Raw genomic sequence first — 21831 nt, 5'->3', positions numbered from 1 at the left:
GTAAACAAGACATATAACGTGTATTGCTGTGATAAGCCCATATTCGCTCAAAATGCTGTCATCAAATCTTCACAATGCTTGTGTTTTAATATTCAGTGAACTTATAAAAATCATCATAACGCTGCTGTGAACGATTCGCATTCTATCTCATCACAACGACAGCATTTTCAATTGGAGTCATTGCCTTGAGCCCGACCAATCCTGTACTGAGCCACCATATTTCGTCTCAATTTAATGAAGACTTACAGGATGTGCATACCAAATTTATGACCATGGGTGGCTTGGTGGAACAACAGGTTGCCAATGCCATTCATGCATTACTCGATACCAATGCCAGTCTCGCCATTGATGTGCAGTTCCAAGACAATACCGTGAATCAATACGAGCGGGAGATTGATGAAGGTTTGACGCTGATTTTAGTGCGCCGTCATCCTGCTGCCAGTGATTTAAGGATGGTGATTGCCATGAGCAAAGCCAATACTGATTTGGAGCGGATTGGAGATGAAGCAGCCAAGATTGCCCGCATTGCCCAAGATCTCTGCGATGAAGGGGAATCACCGCGTGGCTATATGGAGACACGGCATATTGGCAACCAAGTCCGTGTGATGATTCATGATGCATTAGATGCGTTTGCCCGTGTAGATGCAGAGCAGGCCCTCCGCGTATTGTTGGCCGATGCCGATATCGATCGTGAATATCAGTCAGCGATGCGGACCTTAATGACCTATATGATTGAAGATCCACGCCATATTTCACGTGTGCTTAATGTGATGTGGGTGTTACGTGCTTTAGAGCGGATTGGGGATCATGCCCGTAATATTTCAGAGCAGGTGATTTATATGGCGAAAGGTTTTGATGTACGGCATACCAGTGTTGAAGAAATTGAAGAGAAAGTGCAAGGTCATCCGCATTAACATATCCATGCATCCATCTGTTCTTTGAATTAAAGCCTCATCAGTGAGGTTTTTTTGTGACTGTTTTTTTAAATAGAATGGCATGGTTGGGTCTGATTCAGTATTTATCACCATTAAATATTCGCTATATAAAAAGATACAGACAAAAAAATTCCTAGATTTTGGGGGAAATCTAGGAAGGAAAACTGAATCTGAAATCAAGACATCAGTAGAATATTATCAATTGTGTTAAATATTGCATTAACTCAATCAGTTGTGATGAATTTAATATATCCATGTTCTATGTAATGTTCAGCTCTATTCTTGTGAGGCTATGTAACGTTCTAAAGTCTGAATGTTAATTATGCAAAATCTAAAATAATTATTCATATCGTACTTTGAGTTTATAAGTATCTAAGTTATTCATTCTATTCAATAAAAATGGCTATCGAATTTAAGAGTATATAAGCTGTTATTTACAATCGTTTAACATGAGGTGACATGTAACTCGATGCTTAGATTGAAATACTCGGTTTAATGGTAGCGTATAACTAAAACATTATTCTTCTCGTTGGCATATGGGTAAATGAAAATTCTAAAAAGAGATGGAGCTGTACTGAGTAAGAATAATATGCAAAGAAAAGTTATTGTTTTGGCGGTTTTGAGGTAAAAGCCTGTGCGCATCTTAGGTGCTTATCTTGGATAAAGTTTAAAGCAATGCAAAAAAAAGAACCCCCAAAAATGGAGATTCTTTTTAGATTAAAGCCTACGCACACATTCGGTGTTTGACTTGAGTAAAACTTAAAGCGGCGCTTTATTTTTCTGCTCAGGCACAGCCTTCGCCTTGCGTTCGGGTGGAGCAGTGCTCCACTAATCCTCACTCAGGCTTTAGGCCTTCAGCTTTTTCTAGTGTTTCGTCATTGCTAAAGAACTTCTCACGTTGTTCTTCAAGAAACTTTTTCGCATCGGGTTCAAACACGTTTAAACGCTTTTCATTGATCAGCGTGGTTTGGTGTTTAAGCCATTCGCTCCAAGCTTGTTTAGAGACATTTACAAAGAACTCTTGACCTTTAGGACCTGGGAACGGTGCAAAGTCTAAGCCTTCCATTTCTGCTTGATATTTACGGCAAAATACTTGTCGAGACATCTGTTTAAATCCTTAAGCGTAAAGTTTTTCTAAGCGTGCATGTGCACGTTCAATCGCAGCTTCTACTTGAGCAGGTGCTGTACCCCCAATGTGGTTACGTGCATTTACAGAAGCTTCAAGTGTTAATGCTTTTTCAAACACATCCGCTTGAATCAAGTCTGAGAATTGTTGAAGTTGTTCTAAAGTCAACTCAGACAAATCTTTACCTTCTTGTACGCCAAGCGCAACCGCTTTACCGACAATTTCGTGCGCATCACGGAATGCCACGCCGTTTTTAACCAAGTAGTCAGCAAGGTCAGTTGCGGTAGAGAAACCACGAAGCGCAGCTTCACGCATCACTTCGATGTTTGGCACAAGTGCAGGAATCATGTCCGCAAAGGCCATGAGTGAACCACGAACGGTATCAATCGCATCGAACAAGGGTTCTTTGTCTTCTTGGTTGTCTTTGTTATACGCCAACGGTTGACCTTTCATGAGTGTAAGCAAGCTCATCAAGTCGCCATAGACACGACCCGTTTTACCACGGATGAGCTCAGGCACATCTGGGTTTTTCTTTTGCGGCATGATTGAAGAACCAGTACAGAAACGGTCAGGAATGTTCACGAATTTAAACTGAGCCGAAGTCCAAAGGATCATTTCTTCAGACATACGTGATAAATGCATCATGATCAGTGATGCCGCTGCATTGAACTCAATACCGAAGTCACGGTCAGAAACTGCATCAAGCGAGTTTTCGCAAACCGCCTCAAAACCTAAAAGTTCAGCGGTGTATTCACGCTCGATTGGATAGGTTGTCCCTGCAAGTGCAGCAGAACCGAGTGGCAAACGATTGACACGTTTACGGCAGTCAATTAGACGCTCTGAGTCACGTACCAACATTTCAAACCAAGCCATCAAATGGTGACCAAAGGTCACAGGCTGAGCGGTTTGAAGATGGGTAAAGCCCGGCATAATGGTATTGGTGTTTTTTGCAGCCAATCCTAAAATGCCTTTTTGTAATTTTTTCAATAATTCTAAAATGGCATCGATTTCATCACGAACATACAGACGAATATCGGTTGCCACTTGGTCGTTACGGCTACGACCGGTATGTAATTTTTTACCTGTGATGCCAATACGTTGAGTCAAACGCGACTCAATGTTCATATGCACATCTTCTAAATCAATACGCCATTCAAAGTTGCCAGATTCGATATCGGCTTTGATTGCAGTCAAACCTTCAATAATGTCGTCACGTTCTTGCGTGGTCAGTACGCCCACTTTGGCAAGCATGGTTGCATGCGCAATTGAACCTGCAATATCTTGTTTATAAAAGCGTTGGTCAAATTGAACAGATGCTGTAAATTCAGCAACAAAAGCATCAGTCGCTTCAGAAAAACGACCGCCCCACATACCTGAAGTTTGGGCTTGTGAAGGATTTGAGGAATTAGAAGAAGTGGTCATATCGGCTCAATAAAATTAAAAGCAGTCATTTGGCATGAGTATAGCAAATTCAGCTTCACTTGCCGAAGCCTCGCACAATGATTCTGATTGAAAAATCAAAAGGATTTTATGCATTCAAATTTTTTTACTCGAATGGGGCAGTGGCAATATTTTGTTGAGCTGTTTATTGCCAGCATTGTATTGGCATTGTTGTTGTCCCTCGCTGAAGCGCAGTCGTGGTCGAATTTGAATTTGAGTCATGTGATTCAATCGATTCTCTATATTAATTGGGTGGTACTGGCTTTCATCGCCATCATTGAGCAATTTAAAGGACTGTGGAATAAAGCCAGTCCTGTATTCGCCTCGATCATGGGCTTTTGTTTATTGCAAATGATCATCTTGGTCACCACTACGGTGCTGAATTTGCTGTTTTACTGGGGAAGTAATTTTTCCTTACAAAATTTATCGCAGGAAATTTTATTCCAAGGCTTGGTTTTACACTGTAGTTATGGGGTGTTATTGGGTGCATTTTGCTTTCGCTATATTTATGTGCGAGATGAATGGTTAAAGCAACAAAACAGCGAATTGAATGCAAAAATTCAAGCGTTGCAAGCACGGATTCATCCGCATTTTTTATTCAATAGTTTAAACAGTGTGGTCAGTCTGATTGGTACAGATCCAGATAAGGCTGAACAAATGTTGATCGATCTTTCAAGGCTGTTTAGAGCCAGTTTTCAAGAGCTAAAATTGGTCAGTTTGAAAGAAGAAATCGCCTTATGTCAGTATTATTTAGCCATTGAAAAACTACGCTTAGGCGAGCGTTTAGAGGTGGAATGGAACATTCAACAACCTGAATTGATTCAACAGGTTTCGATTCCGATTTTGACCTTACAACCTTTGATTGAAAACAGTATTTTTCATGGGGTTGAGAAAAAAATGATCAATGCTAAGATAGGAATACTGGTTGAAATATTGCAAAATCAAGTCACTATAGTCATTACTAACCCTTTTATTGCAGATAGAATATCAGCGAGACAAAGCAACGGCATTGCCCTAGAGAACGTGAAGCAACGACTCAAGGCACATTTTGGTTATGGCGTTCTGTTTAGGACGCATGGAGGAAATGGAATTTTCACCACCGTAATTCAGTATCAGTATAAATAGAACAATTGAGTTAAGCTTTATTAAAATAACGACCGTTAGCCTAAATCAAGGAGGAACAATGGACATCCTAATTTGTGATGACGAACCCCTAGCGGTTGAACGTTTATCTCGCATGGTCACACAATTGGGGCATCAGGTTGTCGCGACGGCACAGCATGGAATAGAGGCGATTGATTATGTGCAGCAATATGAACCCGATGTGGTGTTGCTCGATATTAAAATGCCTGAAATGGACGGTTTGATTTGTGCGCAGCATTTGAGTGCGCTGAATCCGATGCCAGCGGTGGTGTTTTGCACTGCTTATGATGAGCACGCATTAACCGCGATACAGTCTCAAGCCAAAGGTTATTTACTTAAGCCGATCGCAAAAGCAGAATTACAAGAAGTGTTGGATAACTTAACCAAACTGACACAAGCACAAGTGTCACAACTAGAACAAAAAGAAAATATGGAAAAACAAGCACAAAGACAGCAAATTGCTGCAAAGACCTATCGCGGGATTGAGCTGATTCCAATCGAAAATATTTATTATTTTTTGGCGGATCAGAAGTACGTCACGGTCAGACATAAAAATGGCAGTGTCCTCATCGATGAAACCTTGAAAGATTTAGAGCAAGAGTTTGCCAATAAATTTATTCGAATTCATCGTAATGCTCTTATTTCTTTGGATTATCTTGATGGATTAGAGCTGGTCGCATCGGGGCAATATCAAGTCCGTTGCCGTGAACTTGAAGAAAAATTGGCCGTGAGTCGTCGTCATTTACCTATGCTGCGTGAGCGAATGCAAAACTTCTAATACATATACAGTATTAAGGCGATGAAATAATTTACTTGCTTTTTTAGTCGAGCAGGGTAAGTTTAGGATGTTTAAAGTTTGGCAGTGCTGAAATGATCAAAACCTTAAAAATCGCAACCCGTCAAAGCCCACTTGCACTCTGGCAAGCAGAGCATATTCGCGAGCGTCTTGAAACTTTACACGCAGGTCTTCAAGTTGAATTGGTGACTTTTGTGACCCAAGGCGACAAGATTTTAGATACGCCATTGGCCAAAATCGGCGGTAAAGGTTTGTTTGTGAAGGAGCTTGAAGCTGCTTTACTCGATGGTCGTGCAGATTTAGCGGTACATTCAATGAAAGATGTACCGATGCAACTGCCAGAAGGCTTAGAGCTTGCGGTGATTTGTGAACGTGAAGATCCCTTTGATGCCTTTGTCTCAAACACTTATGCACGTTTTGAAGATTTACCCCAAGGTGCAAAACTCGGCACATCAAGCTTACGTCGTAAAAGTCAAATTTTAAAACAACGCCCGGATTTAGACGTGATTGATTTGCGTGGTAATGTCGGGACACGTTTGTCTAAACTCGATGCTGGTCAATATGATGCGATTATTTTGGCGAGTGCAGGTCTAAAACGTTTAGGCTTAGAAGCACGTATTCGTCATACGCTTGCGCCTGAAGTCAGTTTACCTGCGGTGGGTCAAGGTGCCTTAGGCTTAGAGTGTCGAAGCCAAGACCAAGATGTTTTAGATTTGATCTTGCCTTTAATGCATGCGGAAACTAATGCCTGTGTCCGTGCTGAACGTGCTTTTAATGCGTATTTGGAAGGCGGTTGCCAAGTACCAATCGCAGGTTTTGCGACACTTGAAAATAATCAAGTGAACCTAGAAGGGCGAGTGGGCAGTGTTGATGGTTCAACCTTACTTCGTGCCGTGGTGACAGGTCAGCCTGAGCAAGCGGAACAGTTGGGTGTAGAACTTGCCAAAGCCCTGCTTGATCAAGGCGCAGGTGATTTACTGAAAGCTTTATATCAATAAGTTTTCTGATATTCATTTTCGATGCTTTTTATCAATACACGTCCCCCTGAGCGTGCCCAAGCTTTAACCCAATGCTTGTTGCAAGCCAATTATGCTGTGATCGATTTGCCTGTTTTAGCTTTGCGTGATAAGGCTTTAGATGCGGAACTCATCAGCTTATTTCAGTCATTGGTGTCTGCACAAGTGATTGTGGTGGTCAGTCCTAAAGCGGTTGAAGTCGGGATGCGTTATTTGGCTGAAACTGGCATCACCCTCGATCAGCTTCAGCATATTCAATGGATTGCAGTCGGGCAGACCACAGCGCATGCCTTAAGTGAATATGGGCTTATTAGCCTCATACCTGAAGTGGAAAGCTCTGAGGGGATGCTGAATTTACCTATTTTTGACCAGCTACAAAATTTGCAGACCATTGCCTTTTGGCGCGGTGAAGGTGGTCGACAGTTTATGATGCAACAGTGTCAACAGCGTGGCATCGAAATTTTGAATGTGGTGTTGTATGAACGCTATTGTCCAATAAGTAGTGTTCAACAGCTTCCGCAACTCCTGCAAGCGCTCAATCAGCATCGACCGCCTTATGTGGTCTGTATCAGTAGTGAAGCCAGCTGGAGAAATTGGCTGACACTCCTCTCAGGACATGAGACTGTCATTGCAGCTTGTCATTATTGGGTCTTGGGTGAGCGTTTAGAGCAATTGCTGAAGCAGGATCAAAAAAGTTTAAATTTAGCTTTCAAGGTGAGCTGTTTACATCAGCTTAAACCCGATGTGGTGTTGCACAAGCTTGAACAATTAAAAAGGGAAGTATGAAGAAGATTCTATATGTATTGGCAGTGCTTGGACTGATTTGGCTGGTCAAACTCAGTTATGACAGCTATATATTTTCAGCTCAGCTGACAGCTATACAAGATGAACTTCATAAAAGTGAACAAAGCATTGCCAATTTAAATGATCAGTTGGTCGCAGCGCAGCGTCAATCCAATAAATCATTACCCGTCAATACAACTGCCCTTACTCAAGCCGTACCTGAGAAAGTTGTCGGGATTCAGCCCACGGTATTAATCAAACAGAAAATCGCCTTGGTTCAATTTGCCTTAGAGCAACAGCAATTTGTCTATGCTGTGGATCAACTGAATCAGCTTGATCTGGATATTGAGCAGTATGATTTGGCGGATACTTTAAGACAGGGACTGCATCAAGCGGTTTCAAAAGACAAACAGATGATTCAACACTATGTCACTGAGCGTACTGCACATTTGTCGCAACTGAATAATGTGTTGGAACAAGTCGATCAAAGCTTAATAAATCAAAAGAGCCAAATGCAATTAAATGTCGGTGCGCCTGAGCAAACGCATTTTTGGCAAAAATGGTTCAAAATTGATGTGGTGGATCAGACCGATTCAAGTTTAGTGAACCGGAGATTGATTCTGAAAGAAGTGCAATTGCGTGTGTTGTTGTCCCAACAAGCTTTATTGCGGGGTGATTTTGTCGCGTATCAATCAATGTTGAATTTGATTGATATTGAACTGCAAAGCTTGCCTGATGCCTATAGCCAAAAGCTCCGTCAGACCATTGTGCAAGTGAAACAGAAACAACTGAACCCGATTCCAAAGCTGAGCAGTTCAGCGATTTTGGAGTAAGTCGATGAAGCATATTGTGTTGGTGTATAGCTTTATTGCGTTGATTTTGATTGCACTGCTGAGTGTCCTCAGCTATGGAGCAGGCAGTGGGTATGTGTATGTGCTTTGGCATGGTATTCAAATTCAAACCAATATGTGGTTTTTGGTTTTGGGTGCACTGCTGGTGGGGTTGGTATTTCAAATCGCATGGATGTGGTTAAAGCGCTATGTGAATCGGGAAAAACGTAAAATTCAACACGTGGTCAATTTCAGCGAATTGCATAGTTATGAACAGCTCGGGGTACTGTGGTTGTTGGGCGGAAAGAGTCAACAAGCAGAATACTTACAGCCCTCCTATGCACACTCTGGCTTGTTACAACAAGTCATGCAATCGAGAGTGTTGGTCCAACAAGGCTTGTACAACGATGCACTCAAGGTATTGGAAAAAAGCCCTGCCGATGCATTTGAGCTGGCTGAAATTCAGCGGGTGGAAATTTATTTGGCGCAGCAAGATGGAGAGCAAGCCTTAACCCATTTAGAGTTTCTTAGTGGTCATGCTTTGTCGCCTTGGTTGAATGCACTTGAACCGAGTTATAAGCAAAGATTAATTACATTATGGGGACAGTTTGCCACACAATTTCCTTGGCTGTATTTGAAATCAACCCATTATGGTCATTTACAAGCAGATACTAAACAAAATTGGTTAACCCAACTGTTGCTACAGTTTGAGCAAGCCTCGACTGATGATATTCAACGGGTGATTGATCGTTATCAGCAGCAGCAACAGCAGATTCAAAGCTTATCTTTTGAAACCAAAGTGCTGTGGCTAAAATTATTATCGCGTATTCCAGAAATGGCAGAACAACACGGCCTATTGGCACTTGAACTATTGAATGAACGTTTTGATCAAGATGTATTTTATTTGTGGTTTCAACAACAACTGTTAAAACAAAATCCTGATTATGCTGTGGTGGAACAGCAGATTAATACCTTGGAAAATAAATACCCAAGTATGCCGATTTTTGCTTTTGCACTGTGGCATGTGTATATGTCAACACAGCGTGAGCAAGCCGCAAAACAGCTTCTATTATTATATCCTGATAATATCTTAATGAATTATCTGCGAATTAAATCGACCTTTCATGGCGATGAAGTACTGATTCAGCAGTTAAATTCTGTATTTGAAAAAGACGCCGATTTTATCCACCTTAAAATATGAGTCAAAGCATGGATGATTTAAAACAATACCCGGTCATTTATAAACAAAGTGTGGCGTGGGGAGATATGGACGCTTTTGGTCATGTCAATAACGTCATGTACTATCGTTATATGGAAAGCGCGCGTATTGAATATTTTAATCAACTGAATATATTTGATTTAGACGTCAATACCGTGGTGGCATCGAGTCAGTGCAAATATATTAAGCCGATCTTTTTCCCTGATACCTTATGGATTGGATCAAAAGTGGTTGAATTGCGTAATTCAGCCATGCGTATGGAATATAGCTTATATAGTGAATCGCAACAGCAAGTGGTGGCAACAGGGGAAGCCGTTGTGGTTTTTGTTGATAAAATCAAAATGACCAAAACCCAAATTCCCGCATTAACCCGAAGCGATATTATTCATCTTGAAAATAAAGTGCATAATCTGCTGTTTTAATCATGATGATTTAAATAATTATGTTTATTTGTGTATATTAAGCAAAACTGAGATTGCTAAATAAACAAAATAAAAATATGATTATCTCGCAGTTATTGTGAATCAAATTTCTAATAATTATTATTTTTAAATATTTTGGAGTATGTCATGCCAGACATTAGTAATCTGTCGGTTGAAGAGTTAAGAAAGTTAACCGCTGAAGCGGAAGCTTTAATTGAATCTAAAAAAGACCAAGCGATTGAAGATGCTTATAATCAAATTCTTAAAATTGCTGAATCTGCGGGTTTAACTTTAGAGCAATTTATTGAATACGGTTCGCATAAACGTAAAAAAACCACCCGTAAATCGGTTGAACCTCGCTATCGTAACAAAGATAATAAAGATGAGACTTGGACGGGTCGTGGTAAACAACCGCGTTGGTTGGTGGCTCAGCTTGAAAAAGGCGCAAAATTAGAAGATTTCTTAATCTAAGCATTTAAAATGCGATTAAATTTGTTTTAATTGAGAAACCAAGCATTTTTGCTTGGTTTTTTTATGTCTGTGAATTGGAGAATGCTTAAATATATGCATAATGTCATGGGATAAGCGATGATTTTTCGCACGGATATATAAATGATAAAAATGTGGGTAGCGACAGCATGGATATAAAATCAAAGCAAACGGCTTGGTGGGGATTTGCCGGGGTTGCTTTTGTTATTTTTGTATTGTTGCAGGTGCCTGCATCTTGGTTAATGTCTAAATTTTATAAGAATAATCAGATGTTCAAAAATGTCAGTGGCAATGTTTGGAAAGGACAGGCGGATTGGCAAAAAGGCCATTTAAGCGGTTCGGTGGTATGGAAGACCCGCCCCTTAGACCTGATTTTAATGCGTTTAGGGGCTGATATTGAGCTGCATAGTGGTCAGACCCAAATGCAAGGCATTGTCGGTTATGGCTTGGGTAAAACCATCACCATCAAAAATATGAGCGGGCAAGTGGCTGCCGATACTTTAAAAAATGTGGTGAATTGGCAATGGCCAAGCAATAACGTGCAACTCTCCGATCTGGAATTTAAATTCCAACCTGAACAAGGCTTCTCCAAAGCAGACGGTAAAATGCAGTGGGGTGGTGGGGCTTTAATTTATACATTTGCACAGCGCCAAGACCGTATGGACATTCCGTCCTTACTGGGTCAAATCAAAGATGAAAATGGCAAACTCAACCTCGATATCCAAGATCAGCGCAATCAAAAAATTGCCAATTTGAATCTTGATCCGAGCCTGATGCTCGATGTGCAGCTGACACAGCGTTTATTGCAAAACACCGCTTCGTATACCGGTAAGGCAGGGCTTGATACTTATGTGATCAGCTCTAGACAACCGCTGTTTAGTGGGGCGTTCTGATGCAAGGCTTACAGCGTGTAAAAGATCAAGTACAAAGCTTGGCTCAGGGTAAAGCAGATCGTATTGCCCCGATTGTTTTAGCGGTTCTGATTTTGATGTTGTGTTGGACCTTGGCAGCGCTGTTTTGGTGGATCATGGCACCACCACAAGCGATTCAGCCCGAACAGGTCAGTTTAGGCTCACAGCAGCCCTCAGTCCCGAATATTTCCAATTTTGCCTTGTTTCAAGAAGTGGGGTCTACCGCACAGGCGGCTGAATCAAATGTAGTGCTACAACTGCAAGGGGTGGTGGTTGCTTCCCCAAGTTATAATTCTTCTGCGGTGATTAAAGTCAATGATGTTGCTGATCGATATTTGGTCGGTGAAACACTGGACAATACCGGCTATCAATTGGCGGAAGTGTATTGGGATAAAGTGATTCTGCGTCAAAACAATGGTGAGCAGAAAGTGCTTGAATTTTCAGGGCTAGAAAACCTGTATCAGCCATTAGGACCCGATGCAGCGCAAAATAGCAATGCTTCTACATCAAATAGTGCTGGATCAAATGGTACTAGCAATGCACAAGCTAATACGGCGAACACTAATTCCACGACAGGGATGAATCCAACCCAACGTGCATTGGGACAAGCCATCGATCAAATTCAAGAGAATCGAGAGCAATATTTAAAAAATATGGGGGTGAATGCCTCAGGGGGGCAAGGGTATGAAATTACGGATCAAACCCCTGCAGCACTCAAAAATAAACTGGGCTTAAAGTCTGGAGATCGCATTCTTTCTTTAAATGGGCAAACTGTGGGTCAAGGACAAACCGAGGCACAACTGTTAGAACAAGCTAAGCGAGAAGGCAAAGTCAGAATTGAGGTCAAACGAGGTGATCAAGTGATGACCTTCCAACAAGATTTGTAAGTGTGACACATTACGAACAGCATTAGGATAGATAATAAATCATGGATTTTTTGAATCATCACCGTTCAGTTTGGGCTTGGGTTGCAGCAGCACCGGTATTGGCGGTCATGAGCACATCGGTTCAAGCGCAAACTTGGAAAATTAATTTACGTGATGCCGATCTGACTGCGTTTATTAACGAAGTGGCGGATATTACTGGCAAAAATTTTGCGGTTGATCCACGGGTACGTGGCAATGTTACCGTCATTTCGAATAAAGCCTTAAACAAAGCTGAAGTCTATGACCTGTTTTTAGGCGTGTTAAATGTCAATGGCGTGGTGGCGATTCCATCAGGCAATACCATTCGCTTGGTGCCAGACAGCAATGTTAAAAATTCAGGTGTGCCTTATGATCCAAGTCGCAATGCGCGAGGTGATCAAGTCGTTACACGGGTGATTTGGTTGGAAAATACCAATCCCAATGATTTAATTCCGGCTTTACGTCCTCTCATGCCGCAATTTGCACATTTAGCGGCAATCCAAGGCACCAATGCACTGATCGTATCAGATCGTGCCAGCAATATTTATCAACTTGAAACCTTGATTCGTAACTTAGATGGCACCGGGCAAAATGACATTGAAGCGGTGAGCTTACAATCGAGTCAGGCGGAAGAGATAATTGCCTTATTGGAATCGATGTCTTCGACAGGTGCCTCTAAAGATGTGTCGGGTTCACGAGTTCGCATTATTGCCGATGCACGAACCAATCGTATTTTGATTAAAGGCGACCCCGGTACCCGTAAGCGTATTCGCCAAATGGTGGAGATGCTCGATGTACCATCAGCAGATCGTTTGGGTGGGTTAAAAGTCTTTAAGCTGAAATATGCTAGTGCCAAAAGTTTGTCGGAAATTTTACAAGGTTTGGTCACGGGTCAAGCGGTTAATTCGAGTTCCGATACCAGTTCATCAAACTCAAGTTCAAGCAGCAATTTGAACAACACATTGAATAATAATTCATCCAATAGCAATTCAAACAGTTCTTCGATTTCCACACCTTCGATCAACTTAGCTGGCTCATCCAATAACAATAAAAATGACGTCACCAGTTTTAATGCCAAAGGTGTCAGTATTATTGCAGATAATTCGCAAAATGCTTTGGTGGTGAAAGCAGAGCCTCAACTGATGCGCGAGATTGAATCGGCGATTCAACAGCTCGATATGCGCCGTGAACAGGTGCTGATTGAAGCGGCCATTATTGAAGTCGCAGGTGATGATGCCGATCAACTCGGCGTGCAGTGGGCCTTAGGGGATATTTCCAGTGGGATTGGCTTAGTGAATTTCTCCAATGTGGGTGCGGGGATTGCTGACTTAGCCGCAGGCTATCTAAGCGGTGGTAAGGTTGGTTTAGGCGCGGCTTTGGCAGGCAGTAAAAACGGGGTAGGCACTTCTGTGGTCTTGGGTGATTATAAAGAAGGTGCCAATGGTTCCCGTAAGCTCTATGGCGCTTTAATCCAAGCCTTGAAATCCAACACCAAATCAAATCTGCTTTCTACGCCGTCTATTGTGACCTTGGACAATGAAGAAGCCTATATTGTGGTCGGTCAAAACGTGCCTTTTGTGACGGGTTCGGTTGCGACCACTGGCGGTAATATCAATCCTTATACCTCAGTGGAACGTAAAGACGTCGGTGTAACGCTAAAGGTCATTCCACACGTTGGTGAGGGAGGGACGGTTCGCTTAGAAGTGGAACAAGAAGTGTCTGCGGTACAAGATAAAGGTCAGGCGTCCGATTTGGTGACCAGTAAACGTGCCATCAAAACTTCGGTGTTGGCGGAGCATGGTCAAACCGTAGTATTGGGTGGCTTGATTTCAGACAACAGTATCCACTCTAAACAGTCTGTACCGGGTCTTGGTTCGATTCCCGGTATTGGGCGCTTGTTTAGAGCGGACAATAAATCAGGTGAAAAACGCAATTTATTGGTATTTATCCATCCGACCATTATTGGTGATAGCGCGGACGTTCGCCGTATTGCTCAACAGCGTTATGATCGTTTGTACAGCCTACAGTTGGCGATGGATAAAGATGGTTCTTTTGCCAAATTGCCTGATCAGGTGGAAGATGTATTCCAACAACGTTTGCCTGTGTCTAACACTGCCAAGCCTGCTGAACCGACGTTGTATCAACAAGTGCCATCAGGTGGCACGATTCAGTCGTCAAATGTCGTCACCACGCCTGTTGCGATTGAGCCGGTGATTTTGCCGAAAACGGTGGTGGTGCCGAATCCTGTGGTGGAAAAAACCAAAAATACCGTGACCACCACAACCGTACGACCGACGCCTTAATAGACGAACATCGAAATTTGAGTTCAACATGTTAAGATATTTTGAAATTTAAAATGAGTAGATCATCATGACTTGGAAATTAGAAGCCATTACCGGTGAGTTTACGGGCAAAGAAGTGAGTGTTGAGCGTGACATGTTGATTGGGCGTCATCAAGATGCCGATCTGTTGTTGCAATCAGCCGATGTATCACGTCGTCATGCAGCATTCTTGGTCAAAGAAGATGCTTTATATGTGCAAGATTTGAAATCTTCCAATGGCACATTCGTCAATGACGCACGGATTGAGCATGAAACTTTGCTTAAAGATGGCGATATTGTCCAATTTGCCAGTCATAAATTTTCAGTTTTAGCCCCTGCAGTTGACGTGACAGCAGAGCCTGCAGCACCAATGGTTGTTGAGCAAGAAGCGCCAGTTGTTGCGTCTACTACGCCTGCTATTGAAGACAGCATTCAACAACCTTCTGAAGCGATTGCGGCATCTGAAACAGCACAAGCTGCGCCTGTAGATAAAACTCCGGCACAGCAAATGAATGATCAAGGTATGCCAGATTTAAAACAGCGTGATGCCAGCGTGCAACTCAGTCGTGAAGGAATGCCACAAAATGTTGGAATTCCTAAACCTGCACCAATTCCAGAAGGTACAGATTTAAGTTCAGTCAAACCTGAACCTGCGCCGATTCCAGTGGAAAAACCGGTGTCGATTGTTGAGCAAAAAGTCGAAGAGCAAAAAAATGCCACAGTTGGTTTAATGTCACTGATTGCATTGATCATTATTGCGATTATCGCTTGGCTGATTTTTAAATAAGCTTTGATGGATTTTCACAAATCAAGGCATGCAATCGCATGCCTTTTGTATTTATGCACAGCACTTTTGCATTTTAGACTGATGAAATAAAAAGGATCCCACATGAATGTTGCAAAGTTAGCACAACGCAATCTGATCTTATTTGACTTAGATGGCACTTTGGTCGACTCCGCTTCTGATTTGTATCGTGCGATGAATATGAGTTTGAACGTGCTTGAGTTGCCCTTAGTGAGCGAGCAACAAGTGCGGGTTTGGATTGGTAAGGGAACCTCATTGTTCTGTCAAAGCGTTCTAAAACATCTCACAGGACAGGTTGATCCCAAGCAACATCAATTGCTGCTTAATACTTTTCTTGAAATCTATAATGCCGACCCTTGTGTTGATACGCAGCCTTTTGCTGGCGTTTTACCATTTTTAGATTGGGCAAAGGCACAAGCTAAAACATTAATCTGCGTCACCAATAAGCCTGAACTGCCTGCACGTAAAATTTTAGATATCCTCAACATGAGTCATTATTTTGCCGATGTGGTGGGTGGAGATCGCTTTGAAGTGCGTAAGCCTGACCCAAAACCATTGTTGCACTGCGTAGAGGCATTTGATTCAAGCCTTTCACAGACGCTCATGGTGGGTGATTCAAGTAACGATGTCGAAGCTGCACGCCGTGCCGGTATCGATTGTATTGTGGTTAGCTATGGCTATAATCATGGCGAAGACATTCAGTTGTGTCAGCCGCAGCAAGTGGTTGATGATTTATGTGAATTGCTGAATTAATATGTTTTAAAAATATAGATATAAAACGTTGATGAAAGGAAGAGGGATGAACATTAAATGCGTTTTTCGATGGCGACACTAAGTGAATACAGCATGTTTAAAACTTAGTTAATCGAAAACAGAAGAGAATTCCTCATGACAACGCAAAGTCAATTTCAACAATTACAATCTCAAGGCTATAATCTGATTCCAGTGTATCGCCAACGTTTGGCAGATACTGATACGCCGCTATCCGTCTTTGCACGCTTAAAAGCACATGAACAAGCCTATTTGTTTGAATCTGTAGAGGGTGGAGAGAATTGGGCACGCTACTCCATTATTGGTTTAGGCGAATCTACAGTATTTTCATGTAATGCAGGGCAACTGACCATTCAAGATGTTCATGGTCAAGTTACGACCCAAGCTTGTCACGATCCATTCCAATACATTCGAGATTTCCAAGCGCAATTTAAAGTGCCATCTAAGCAAGAGCTGCCTGATTTGCCAAGCTTCACTGGTGGGCTGGTGGGTTACTTGGGTTATGACTCAGTTCGATATATCGAACCACGCCTTAAAAATGTTCCGCAAGCCGATCCGGTCGGTTTGCCTGATCTATGGCTCATGCTATCTAAAACCGTGATCGTGTTCGACAACTTAAAAGACACGTTATTCATTATTGTGCATGCCGATACGCAAGACACAGATGCCTATGCCAAAGCACAGGCACAGTTAGATGCCATCGAAGCCTTATTGGCAACTCCTGTCAGCTTGCAAGCCAAGAAACATACTGCACCGAAGTTTGAATCTTTAACCGGTAAAGACAAATTCCTTGAATCGATTGAAACGGTCAAAGAATACATCCGCGCAGGGGATGTCATGCAGGTGGTTCCCGGTCATCGTATGGTCTCTGACTTTGATGGGGATCCTTTACAGGTTTACCGTGCTTTACGTCATCTCAATCCATCACCGTATCTATTCTTGGTACAGGGTAAGACTCTAGGAGATGGTACGCCGTTCCATATCGTCGGTTCTTCACCGGAAATTCTATCTCGTTTAGAAAATGGCATTGCCACGGTACGTCCACTTGCAGGGACACGACCACGTGGTAAAACCAAAGAAGAAGACTTAGCGCTTGAAAAAGATTTGCTTTCTGATGAAAAAGAGATTGCGGAGCATCTGATGCTGATCGATTTGGGCCGAAACGATGTCGGTCGTGTCTCAAAAATTGGCAAAGTACAAGTGACTGATCGAATGGTGATCGAACGTTATTCGCATGTGATGCATATTGTCTCGAATGTGCAGGGTGAAGTTTTAGATGATGTGGATGCTTTGGATGTTTTTAAAGCAACATTCCCTGCTGGAACACTTTCTGGTGCACCAAAAATTCGTGCCATGGAAATTATTGACGAAGTTGAGCCGGTAAAACGTGGCATTTTTGGTGGCGCTGTGGGTTATTTAGGCTGGCATGGTGAAATGGACATGTCGATTGCGATTCGAACCTGTGTGATTCGTGAAAATAAGGTCTATGTTCAGGCGGGTGCAGGCTTGGTTTATGACTCAAATCCTGAATCTGAATGGAATGAAACCCAAATAAAAGCTCGCGCAGTGATCAAAGCGGTTGAATTATCATCAAATGGATTGATTTTATGAGTTTTTCACGTTTTTTTTGAAAAAAACACTTGCACGGATTCTAAGTTTTGCTAAACTGCACACCGTTCCGATACGAAACGTACGAAACACTAAGAAACGCCGGCATAGCTCAGTTGGTAGAGCAACTGACTTGTAATCAGTAGGTCCACAGTTCGAATCCGTGTGCCGGCACCATCTTAGAGTTGGAGTGGTTAAGTAAGAGAATGACACTGATGTAAGTGTAAAAATGGTGAGGTTCCCGAGCGGTCAAAGGGGGCGGACTGTAACTCCGCTACGAAAGTTTCGAAGGTTCGAATCCTTCCCTCACCACCAATTTTTAAGACTTCAAGAAGTGGATGTACCAACATCGTGCGGGAGTAGCTCAGTTGGTAGAGCGGCAGCCTTCCAAGCTGCATGTCGCGAGTTCGACCCTCGTCTCCCGCTCCATTTAGTTTGAAGAATTAATATTTGCTCTTATAGCTCAGTGGTAGAGCACTCCCTTGGTAAGGGAGAGGTCTCGAGTTCAAATCTCGATAAGAGCTCCAGTATACAGTTTAGTGACTAGATCACACAGTTTTAAAGAAGCAGGCTTTTTAGTCTGCTTTTCAAGTATTTAAGGGTGCTTAATTTTTAAGCAATGAGTCGATACTAAGCAATCTTAGAATTGTGTCGACGTAAACGAGGAGAATCTCATGGCTAAGGCTAAGTTCGAACGTAATAAACCACACGTTAACGTGGGCACAATTGGTCACGTCGACCATGGTAAAACTACTTTAACTGCTGCAATTGCAACGATTTGTGCAAAAACTTACGGCGGTGAAGCGAAAGATTACGCAGCAATTGACTCTGCACCAGAAGAAAAAGCACGTGGTATTACCATTAATACTTCACACGTAGAATACGATTCTCCAACTCGTCACTACGCGCACGTAGACTGCCCAGGTCACGCCGATTATGTTAAAAACATGATTACTGGTGCTGCGCAAATGGACGGTGCGATCCTTGTATGTGCTGCGACTGATGGTCCAATGCCACAAACACGTGAACACATCCTTCTTTCTCGCCAAGTAGGTGTACCATACATCCTTGTATTCCTTAACAAGTGTGACCTTGTTGATGATGAAGAGCTTCTTGAATTGGTAGAAATGGAAGTTCGTGAACTTCTTTCTACTTATGACTTCCCAGGTGATGATACTCCAATCATCCGTGGTTCAGCGCTTCAAGCGTTAAATGGTAACGACGGTCAATATGGCGAATCAGCTGTAATTGAATTGGTTGCTGCTCTTGACTCTTACATCCCAGAACCAGAACGTGCAATCGATAAAGCATTCTTGATGCCAATCGAAGACGTATTCTCTATTTCTGGTCGTGGTACAGTAGTAACTGGCCGTGTTGAATCGGGTATCGTGAAAGTAGGCGAAGAAGTTGAAATCGTTGGTATCAAAGACACAGTTAAAACTACAGTAACTGGCGTTGAAATGTTCCGTAAATTGCTTGACGAAGGTCGTGCAGGCGAGAACTGTGGTGTTCTTCTACGTGGTACTAAACGTGAAGACGTTCAACGTGGTCAAGTATTGACTAAACCAGGTGCGATCAAACCGCATACTAAATTCGACGCAGAAGTATACGTACTTTCTAAAGAAGAAGGTGGTCGTCATACTCCATTCCTTAACGGTTACCGTCCACAGTTCTACTTCCGTACAACTGACGTAACTGGTGCAATCCAATTGCAAGAAGGCGTTGAAATGGTTATGCCAGGTGACAACGTTGAAATGTCAGTAGAATTGATCCACCCAATCGCAATGGACCCAGGTCTACGTTTTGCGATCCGTGAAGGTGGTCGTACAGTTGGTGCTGGTGTTGTTGCTAAAGTAACTGCATAATAGAATTAGAAATTCAAACCGAGAGTCTAGACTCTCGGTTTTCATATAGGTCAGTAGTTCAATTGGTAGAGCGTCGGTCTCCAAAACCGAATGTTGGGGGTTCGAGTCCCTCCTGACCTGCCAGTTTATTTTTTAATAAAAAGCTTGATGCTGGCTAAACTGGTCATATAATAAGTCGCGAATCCTACGACGAGTACAAAAATGTCGAATGATAAATCGCGTGACGCATTAAGCGAAGCGCCAATTCCCCAAAGAAACAATTCCGCTGAGGTCGTTAAAACTGGTTCGCCAGTGGACGTGGTTTTATGGATTATTGCATTAGCATTATTTGCTGGTGCACTCTTGGTAAATCAACAACTTCCAGCTTATTGGGCGCCGGCGAATAATGTCTGGGTGCGCGTTGGGGTAATTTTGGCTTGTATCGTTGTGGCTTTAGGTTTATTATACGCCACCCATCAAGGCAAAGGCTTTGTTCGATTGCTGAAAGATTCACGCATTGAACTGCGTCGAGTTGTTTGGCCTACAAAGCAAGAAACAGTAACCGCCTCTTGGCAAGTTGTACTTGTCGTTGTTGTCACATCAGTCAGTTTATGGTGTTTCGACTATATAATTGGTTGGTTGATGAAGTTTATTATCGGGTAAAAGAGCTATGAAACGTTGGTACATTATTCATGCCTATTCAGGTTATGAAAAACAAGTGATGCGTTCGCTTAATGATCGAATCCAGCGTAGCGCTGTTGCCGATAGCTTTGGTGAAGTCCTTGTCCCAACTGAAGAAGTTGTGGAAATGAAGGATGGTAAGAAACGTAAGTCAGAGCGTAAATTCTTTCCAGGCTATGTGTTAGTTGAAATGGAAATGAATGACGATACTTGGCACATTGTTAAAGAATGTCCAAAAGTACTCGGCTTTATTGGTGGTACGGCTGAAAAACCTGCGCCAATTACGCAAAAAGAAGCTGATGCGATTCTTGCACGTGTACGCAATACTGGTGAAGCACCACGTCCTAAGACGATGTTTGAACCAGGCGAAGAATTACTTGTTACTGACGGTCCATTCACAGACTTTAAAGGTGTGGTGGAAGAAGTTCAGTACGAAAAATCTCGTCTAACATTGACGATTAATGTATTTAACCGACCAACGCAAGTTGAATTGGAATTTCGCCAAGTCGAAAAATCAATTTAATTTAAGTGGGTTGAAAACGCCTGATTTGCATGCAAATCAGGCATTGTTGTTGTAACGGTTTTCGTTACTTGAATTTTTGGGGAGCCTAGCGGCGTTTGAACCCAGAGGTATTTTGAAATGGCTAAGAAGATTGACGGCTATATCAAGCTGCAAGTTCCAGCTGGTAAAGCAAATCCATCTCCACCGATTGGTCCTGCACTAGGTCAACGTGGTGTGAACATCATGGCATTCTGTAAAGAATTCAATGCTGCGACACAAAAACTTGAAGCTGGTCTTCCAATTCCAGTAGTGATTACTGTGTACAACGATAAGTCGTTCACATTCATCATGAAAACTCCTCCTGCTGCGATTCTTCTTAAGAAAGCTGCGGGTATCCAAAAGGGTTCTGCTGTACCAAACAAAACTAAAGTTGGTAAGTTGACTCGTGCTCAATTGGAAGAAATTGCGACTACTAAAGAACCAGATTTAACTGGTGCTGATTTAGACGCACGTGTACGTACCATTGCTGGTTCTGCGCGTTCTATGGGCTTGGAAGTGGAGCTTTAAGACATGGCTAAATTAACTAAACGTCAAAAAGCGATTGCTGCCGCTGTAGAAGCAAACAAAGTTTATACTTTGGAAGAAGCTGTACAAGTGTTAACAAGCCTTCCTGCTGTTAAATTCAAAGAATCTTTGGATGTTTCAGTAAACCTAGGTGTTGACCCTCGTAAATCTGACCAAGTTGTTCGTGGCGCGACTACACTTCCTGCAGGTACTGGTAAAACTGTACGTGTAGCTGTGTTTGCTCAAGGCGCTGCTGCTGAAGCTGCTAAAGCTGAAGGCGCGGACGTTGTTGGTTTTGATGATCTTGCTGAAAGCATCCAAGCGGGTAACCTTGACTTCGACGTAGTAATTGCTGCTCCAGATGCAATGCGCGTTGTTGGTAAATTAGGTACGATTCTTGGTCCACGTGGCTTAATGCCAAACCCGAAAGTGGGTACTGTAACTCCTGACGTAGCAACTGCAGTTAAAAATGCAAAAGCTGGTCAAGCACGTTACCGTGTAGACAAAGCGGGTATCATCCACGCTGCGATCGGTCAAGTTGGCTTTGAGGCTGCTGCTGTTCGTCAAAACGTTGAAGCACTAGTTGCTGACCTTAAGAAAGCAAAACCTGCGACTTCTAAAGGTGTTTACATCAAAAAGATCACTTTGAGCTCAACTATGGGTCCTGGTCTTACTATTGATGTAGCAAACGTTACTGCTTAATCGCAAAACGATAAAAGA

General features: G+C 42.5%; 21 protein-coding genes, 5 tRNA genes and 1 pseudogene. 25 read left to right on the top strand and 2 right to left on the bottom strand.

Annotated features, from left to right (window positions below; all coding sequences use genetic code 11):
- Positions 1-185 precede the first annotated feature (185 nt).
- Positions 186-914: a phosphate signaling complex protein PhoU gene (phoU, locus tag G8D99_RS14305; RefSeq protein ID WP_166327024.1), complete on the top strand. Its 729-nt coding sequence runs from the start codon at positions 186-188 to the stop codon at positions 912-914.
- Positions 915-1770: 856 nt separating this feature from the next.
- Here the strand turns inward: phoU and G8D99_RS14300 are convergent.
- Complete coding sequence (locus G8D99_RS14300; protein ID WP_166327022.1) at positions 1771-2040, bottom strand: oxidative damage protection protein; 270 nt, start codon at positions 2038-2040, stop codon at positions 1771-1773.
- Between the two features lie 12 nt (positions 2041-2052).
- The gene (gene argH, locus G8D99_RS14295) at positions 2053-3483 is read right to left on the bottom strand and encodes an argininosuccinate lyase (protein WP_171522768.1); all 1431 of its coding nucleotides are present in this window, start codon (positions 3481-3483) and stop codon (positions 2053-2055) included.
- A 14-nt stretch (positions 3484-3497) separates the two neighbouring features.
- Here argH and G8D99_RS14290 point away from each other — a divergent pair.
- From G8D99_RS14290 to rplA, 24 genes and pseudogenes are all read left to right on the top strand, one after another.
- Positions 3498-4626, top strand: a pseudogene (locus G8D99_RS14290) (sensor histidine kinase).
- A gap of 58 nt (positions 4627-4684) precedes the next feature.
- Entirely contained in the window at positions 4685-5422 is a 738-nt protein-coding gene (locus G8D99_RS14285; RefSeq protein WP_166327019.1) for a LytR/AlgR family response regulator transcription factor, read from the top strand.
- Between the two features lie 95 nt (positions 5423-5517).
- Positions 5518-6438, top strand: coding sequence for a hydroxymethylbilane synthase (gene hemC / locus G8D99_RS14280; RefSeq protein ID WP_196782911.1), 921 nt, complete (start codon positions 5518-5520; stop codon positions 6436-6438).
- A 21-nt stretch (positions 6439-6459) separates the two neighbouring features.
- Positions 6460-7242, top strand: coding sequence for a uroporphyrinogen-III synthase (locus tag G8D99_RS14275; RefSeq protein WP_166327015.1), 783 nt, complete (start codon positions 6460-6462; stop codon positions 7240-7242).
- Positions 7239-8072 carry a hypothetical protein gene (locus G8D99_RS14270; protein ID WP_166327013.1) on the top strand — a complete coding sequence of 278 codons (834 nt, stop codon included), beginning with the start codon at positions 7239-7241 and terminating at the stop codon, positions 8070-8072. The genes G8D99_RS14275 and G8D99_RS14270 overlap by 4 nt, the downstream gene beginning before the upstream one ends.
- A 4-nt stretch (positions 8073-8076) precedes the next feature.
- A complete protein-coding gene (locus G8D99_RS14265; RefSeq protein WP_166327011.1) occupies positions 8077-9270 on the top strand; it encodes a YfgM family protein in 1194 nt (397 codons plus the stop codon).
- Between the two features lie 8 nt (positions 9271-9278).
- Positions 9279-9710, top strand: coding sequence for an acyl-CoA thioesterase (locus G8D99_RS14260; protein WP_166327009.1), 432 nt, complete (start codon positions 9279-9281; stop codon positions 9708-9710).
- 147 nt (positions 9711-9857) lie between these two features.
- Complete coding sequence (locus G8D99_RS14255) at positions 9858-10181, top strand: H-NS histone family protein (protein WP_166327007.1); 324 nt, start codon at positions 9858-9860, stop codon at positions 10179-10181.
- 167 nt (positions 10182-10348) lie between these two features.
- A complete protein-coding gene (gene gspN / locus G8D99_RS14250) occupies positions 10349-11092 on the top strand; it encodes a type II secretion system protein N (protein ID WP_166327005.1) in 744 nt (247 codons plus the stop codon).
- Positions 11092-11997 carry a type II secretion system protein N gene (locus tag G8D99_RS14245; protein ID WP_166327003.1) on the top strand — a complete coding sequence of 302 codons (906 nt, stop codon included), beginning with the start codon at positions 11092-11094 and terminating at the stop codon, positions 11995-11997. The genes gspN and G8D99_RS14245 overlap by 1 nt, the downstream gene beginning before the upstream one ends.
- 41 nt (positions 11998-12038) lie before the next feature.
- On the top strand, positions 12039-14318 hold the full coding sequence (gene gspD / locus G8D99_RS14240; RefSeq protein ID WP_166327001.1) for a type II secretion system secretin GspD: 2280 nt from the start codon (positions 12039-12041) through the stop codon (positions 14316-14318).
- A 67-nt stretch (positions 14319-14385) separates the two neighbouring features.
- Positions 14386-15123: an FHA domain-containing protein gene (locus tag G8D99_RS14235; RefSeq protein WP_166326999.1), complete on the top strand. Its 738-nt coding sequence runs from the start codon at positions 14386-14388 to the stop codon at positions 15121-15123.
- A gap of 102 nt (positions 15124-15225) precedes the next feature.
- Positions 15226-15894 (top strand): phosphoglycolate phosphatase, encoded by a 669-nt coding sequence (gene gph / locus G8D99_RS14230; RefSeq protein ID WP_166326997.1) that lies wholly within the window; start codon positions 15226-15228, stop codon positions 15892-15894.
- Positions 15895-16029: 135 nt separating this feature from the next.
- Complete coding sequence (gene trpE, locus G8D99_RS14225) at positions 16030-17523, top strand: anthranilate synthase component I (RefSeq protein ID WP_166326995.1); 1494 nt, start codon at positions 16030-16032, stop codon at positions 17521-17523.
- Positions 17524-17621: 98 nt separating this feature from the next.
- A tRNA-Thr gene (locus G8D99_RS14220) sits at positions 17622-17697 on the top strand.
- A gap of 54 nt (positions 17698-17751) precedes the next feature.
- Positions 17752-17835 (top strand) — tRNA-Tyr (locus tag G8D99_RS14215).
- 38 nt (positions 17836-17873) lie between these two features.
- A tRNA-Gly gene (locus G8D99_RS14210) sits at positions 17874-17949 on the top strand.
- A 23-nt stretch (positions 17950-17972) separates the two neighbouring features.
- Positions 17973-18047, top strand: a tRNA-Thr gene (locus tag G8D99_RS14205).
- Positions 18048-18194: 147 nt separating this feature from the next.
- Positions 18195-19385 (top strand): elongation factor Tu, encoded by a 1191-nt coding sequence (gene tuf, locus G8D99_RS14200; protein WP_166326224.1) that lies wholly within the window; start codon positions 18195-18197, stop codon positions 19383-19385.
- Positions 19386-19432: 47 nt separating this feature from the next.
- Positions 19433-19508 (top strand) — tRNA-Trp (locus G8D99_RS14195).
- 78 nt (positions 19509-19586) lie between these two features.
- Positions 19587-20027 (top strand): preprotein translocase subunit SecE, encoded by a 441-nt coding sequence (secE, locus tag G8D99_RS14190; protein ID WP_166326993.1) that lies wholly within the window; start codon positions 19587-19589, stop codon positions 20025-20027.
- 7 nt (positions 20028-20034) lie between these two features.
- Positions 20035-20568: a transcription termination/antitermination protein NusG gene (nusG, locus tag G8D99_RS14185; protein ID WP_166326991.1), complete on the top strand. Its 534-nt coding sequence runs from the start codon at positions 20035-20037 to the stop codon at positions 20566-20568.
- 117 nt (positions 20569-20685) lie between these two features.
- Complete coding sequence (gene rplK / locus G8D99_RS14180; protein WP_004813566.1) at positions 20686-21114, top strand: 50S ribosomal protein L11; 429 nt, start codon at positions 20686-20688, stop codon at positions 21112-21114.
- 3 nt (positions 21115-21117) lie between these two features.
- Positions 21118-21813 carry a 50S ribosomal protein L1 gene (gene rplA, locus G8D99_RS14175; RefSeq protein ID WP_166326989.1) on the top strand — a complete coding sequence of 232 codons (696 nt, stop codon included), beginning with the start codon at positions 21118-21120 and terminating at the stop codon, positions 21811-21813.
- Positions 21814-21831: the final 18 nt, after the last annotated feature.

Source organism: Acinetobacter lanii (assembly GCF_011578285.1).
GTDB classification, from domain to species: Bacteria; Pseudomonadota; Gammaproteobacteria; order Pseudomonadales; family Moraxellaceae; genus Acinetobacter; species Acinetobacter lanii.
The sequence above is the reverse complement of the archived record's forward strand: the minus strand, read 5'-3'. Positions and strand labels throughout refer to the sequence as shown.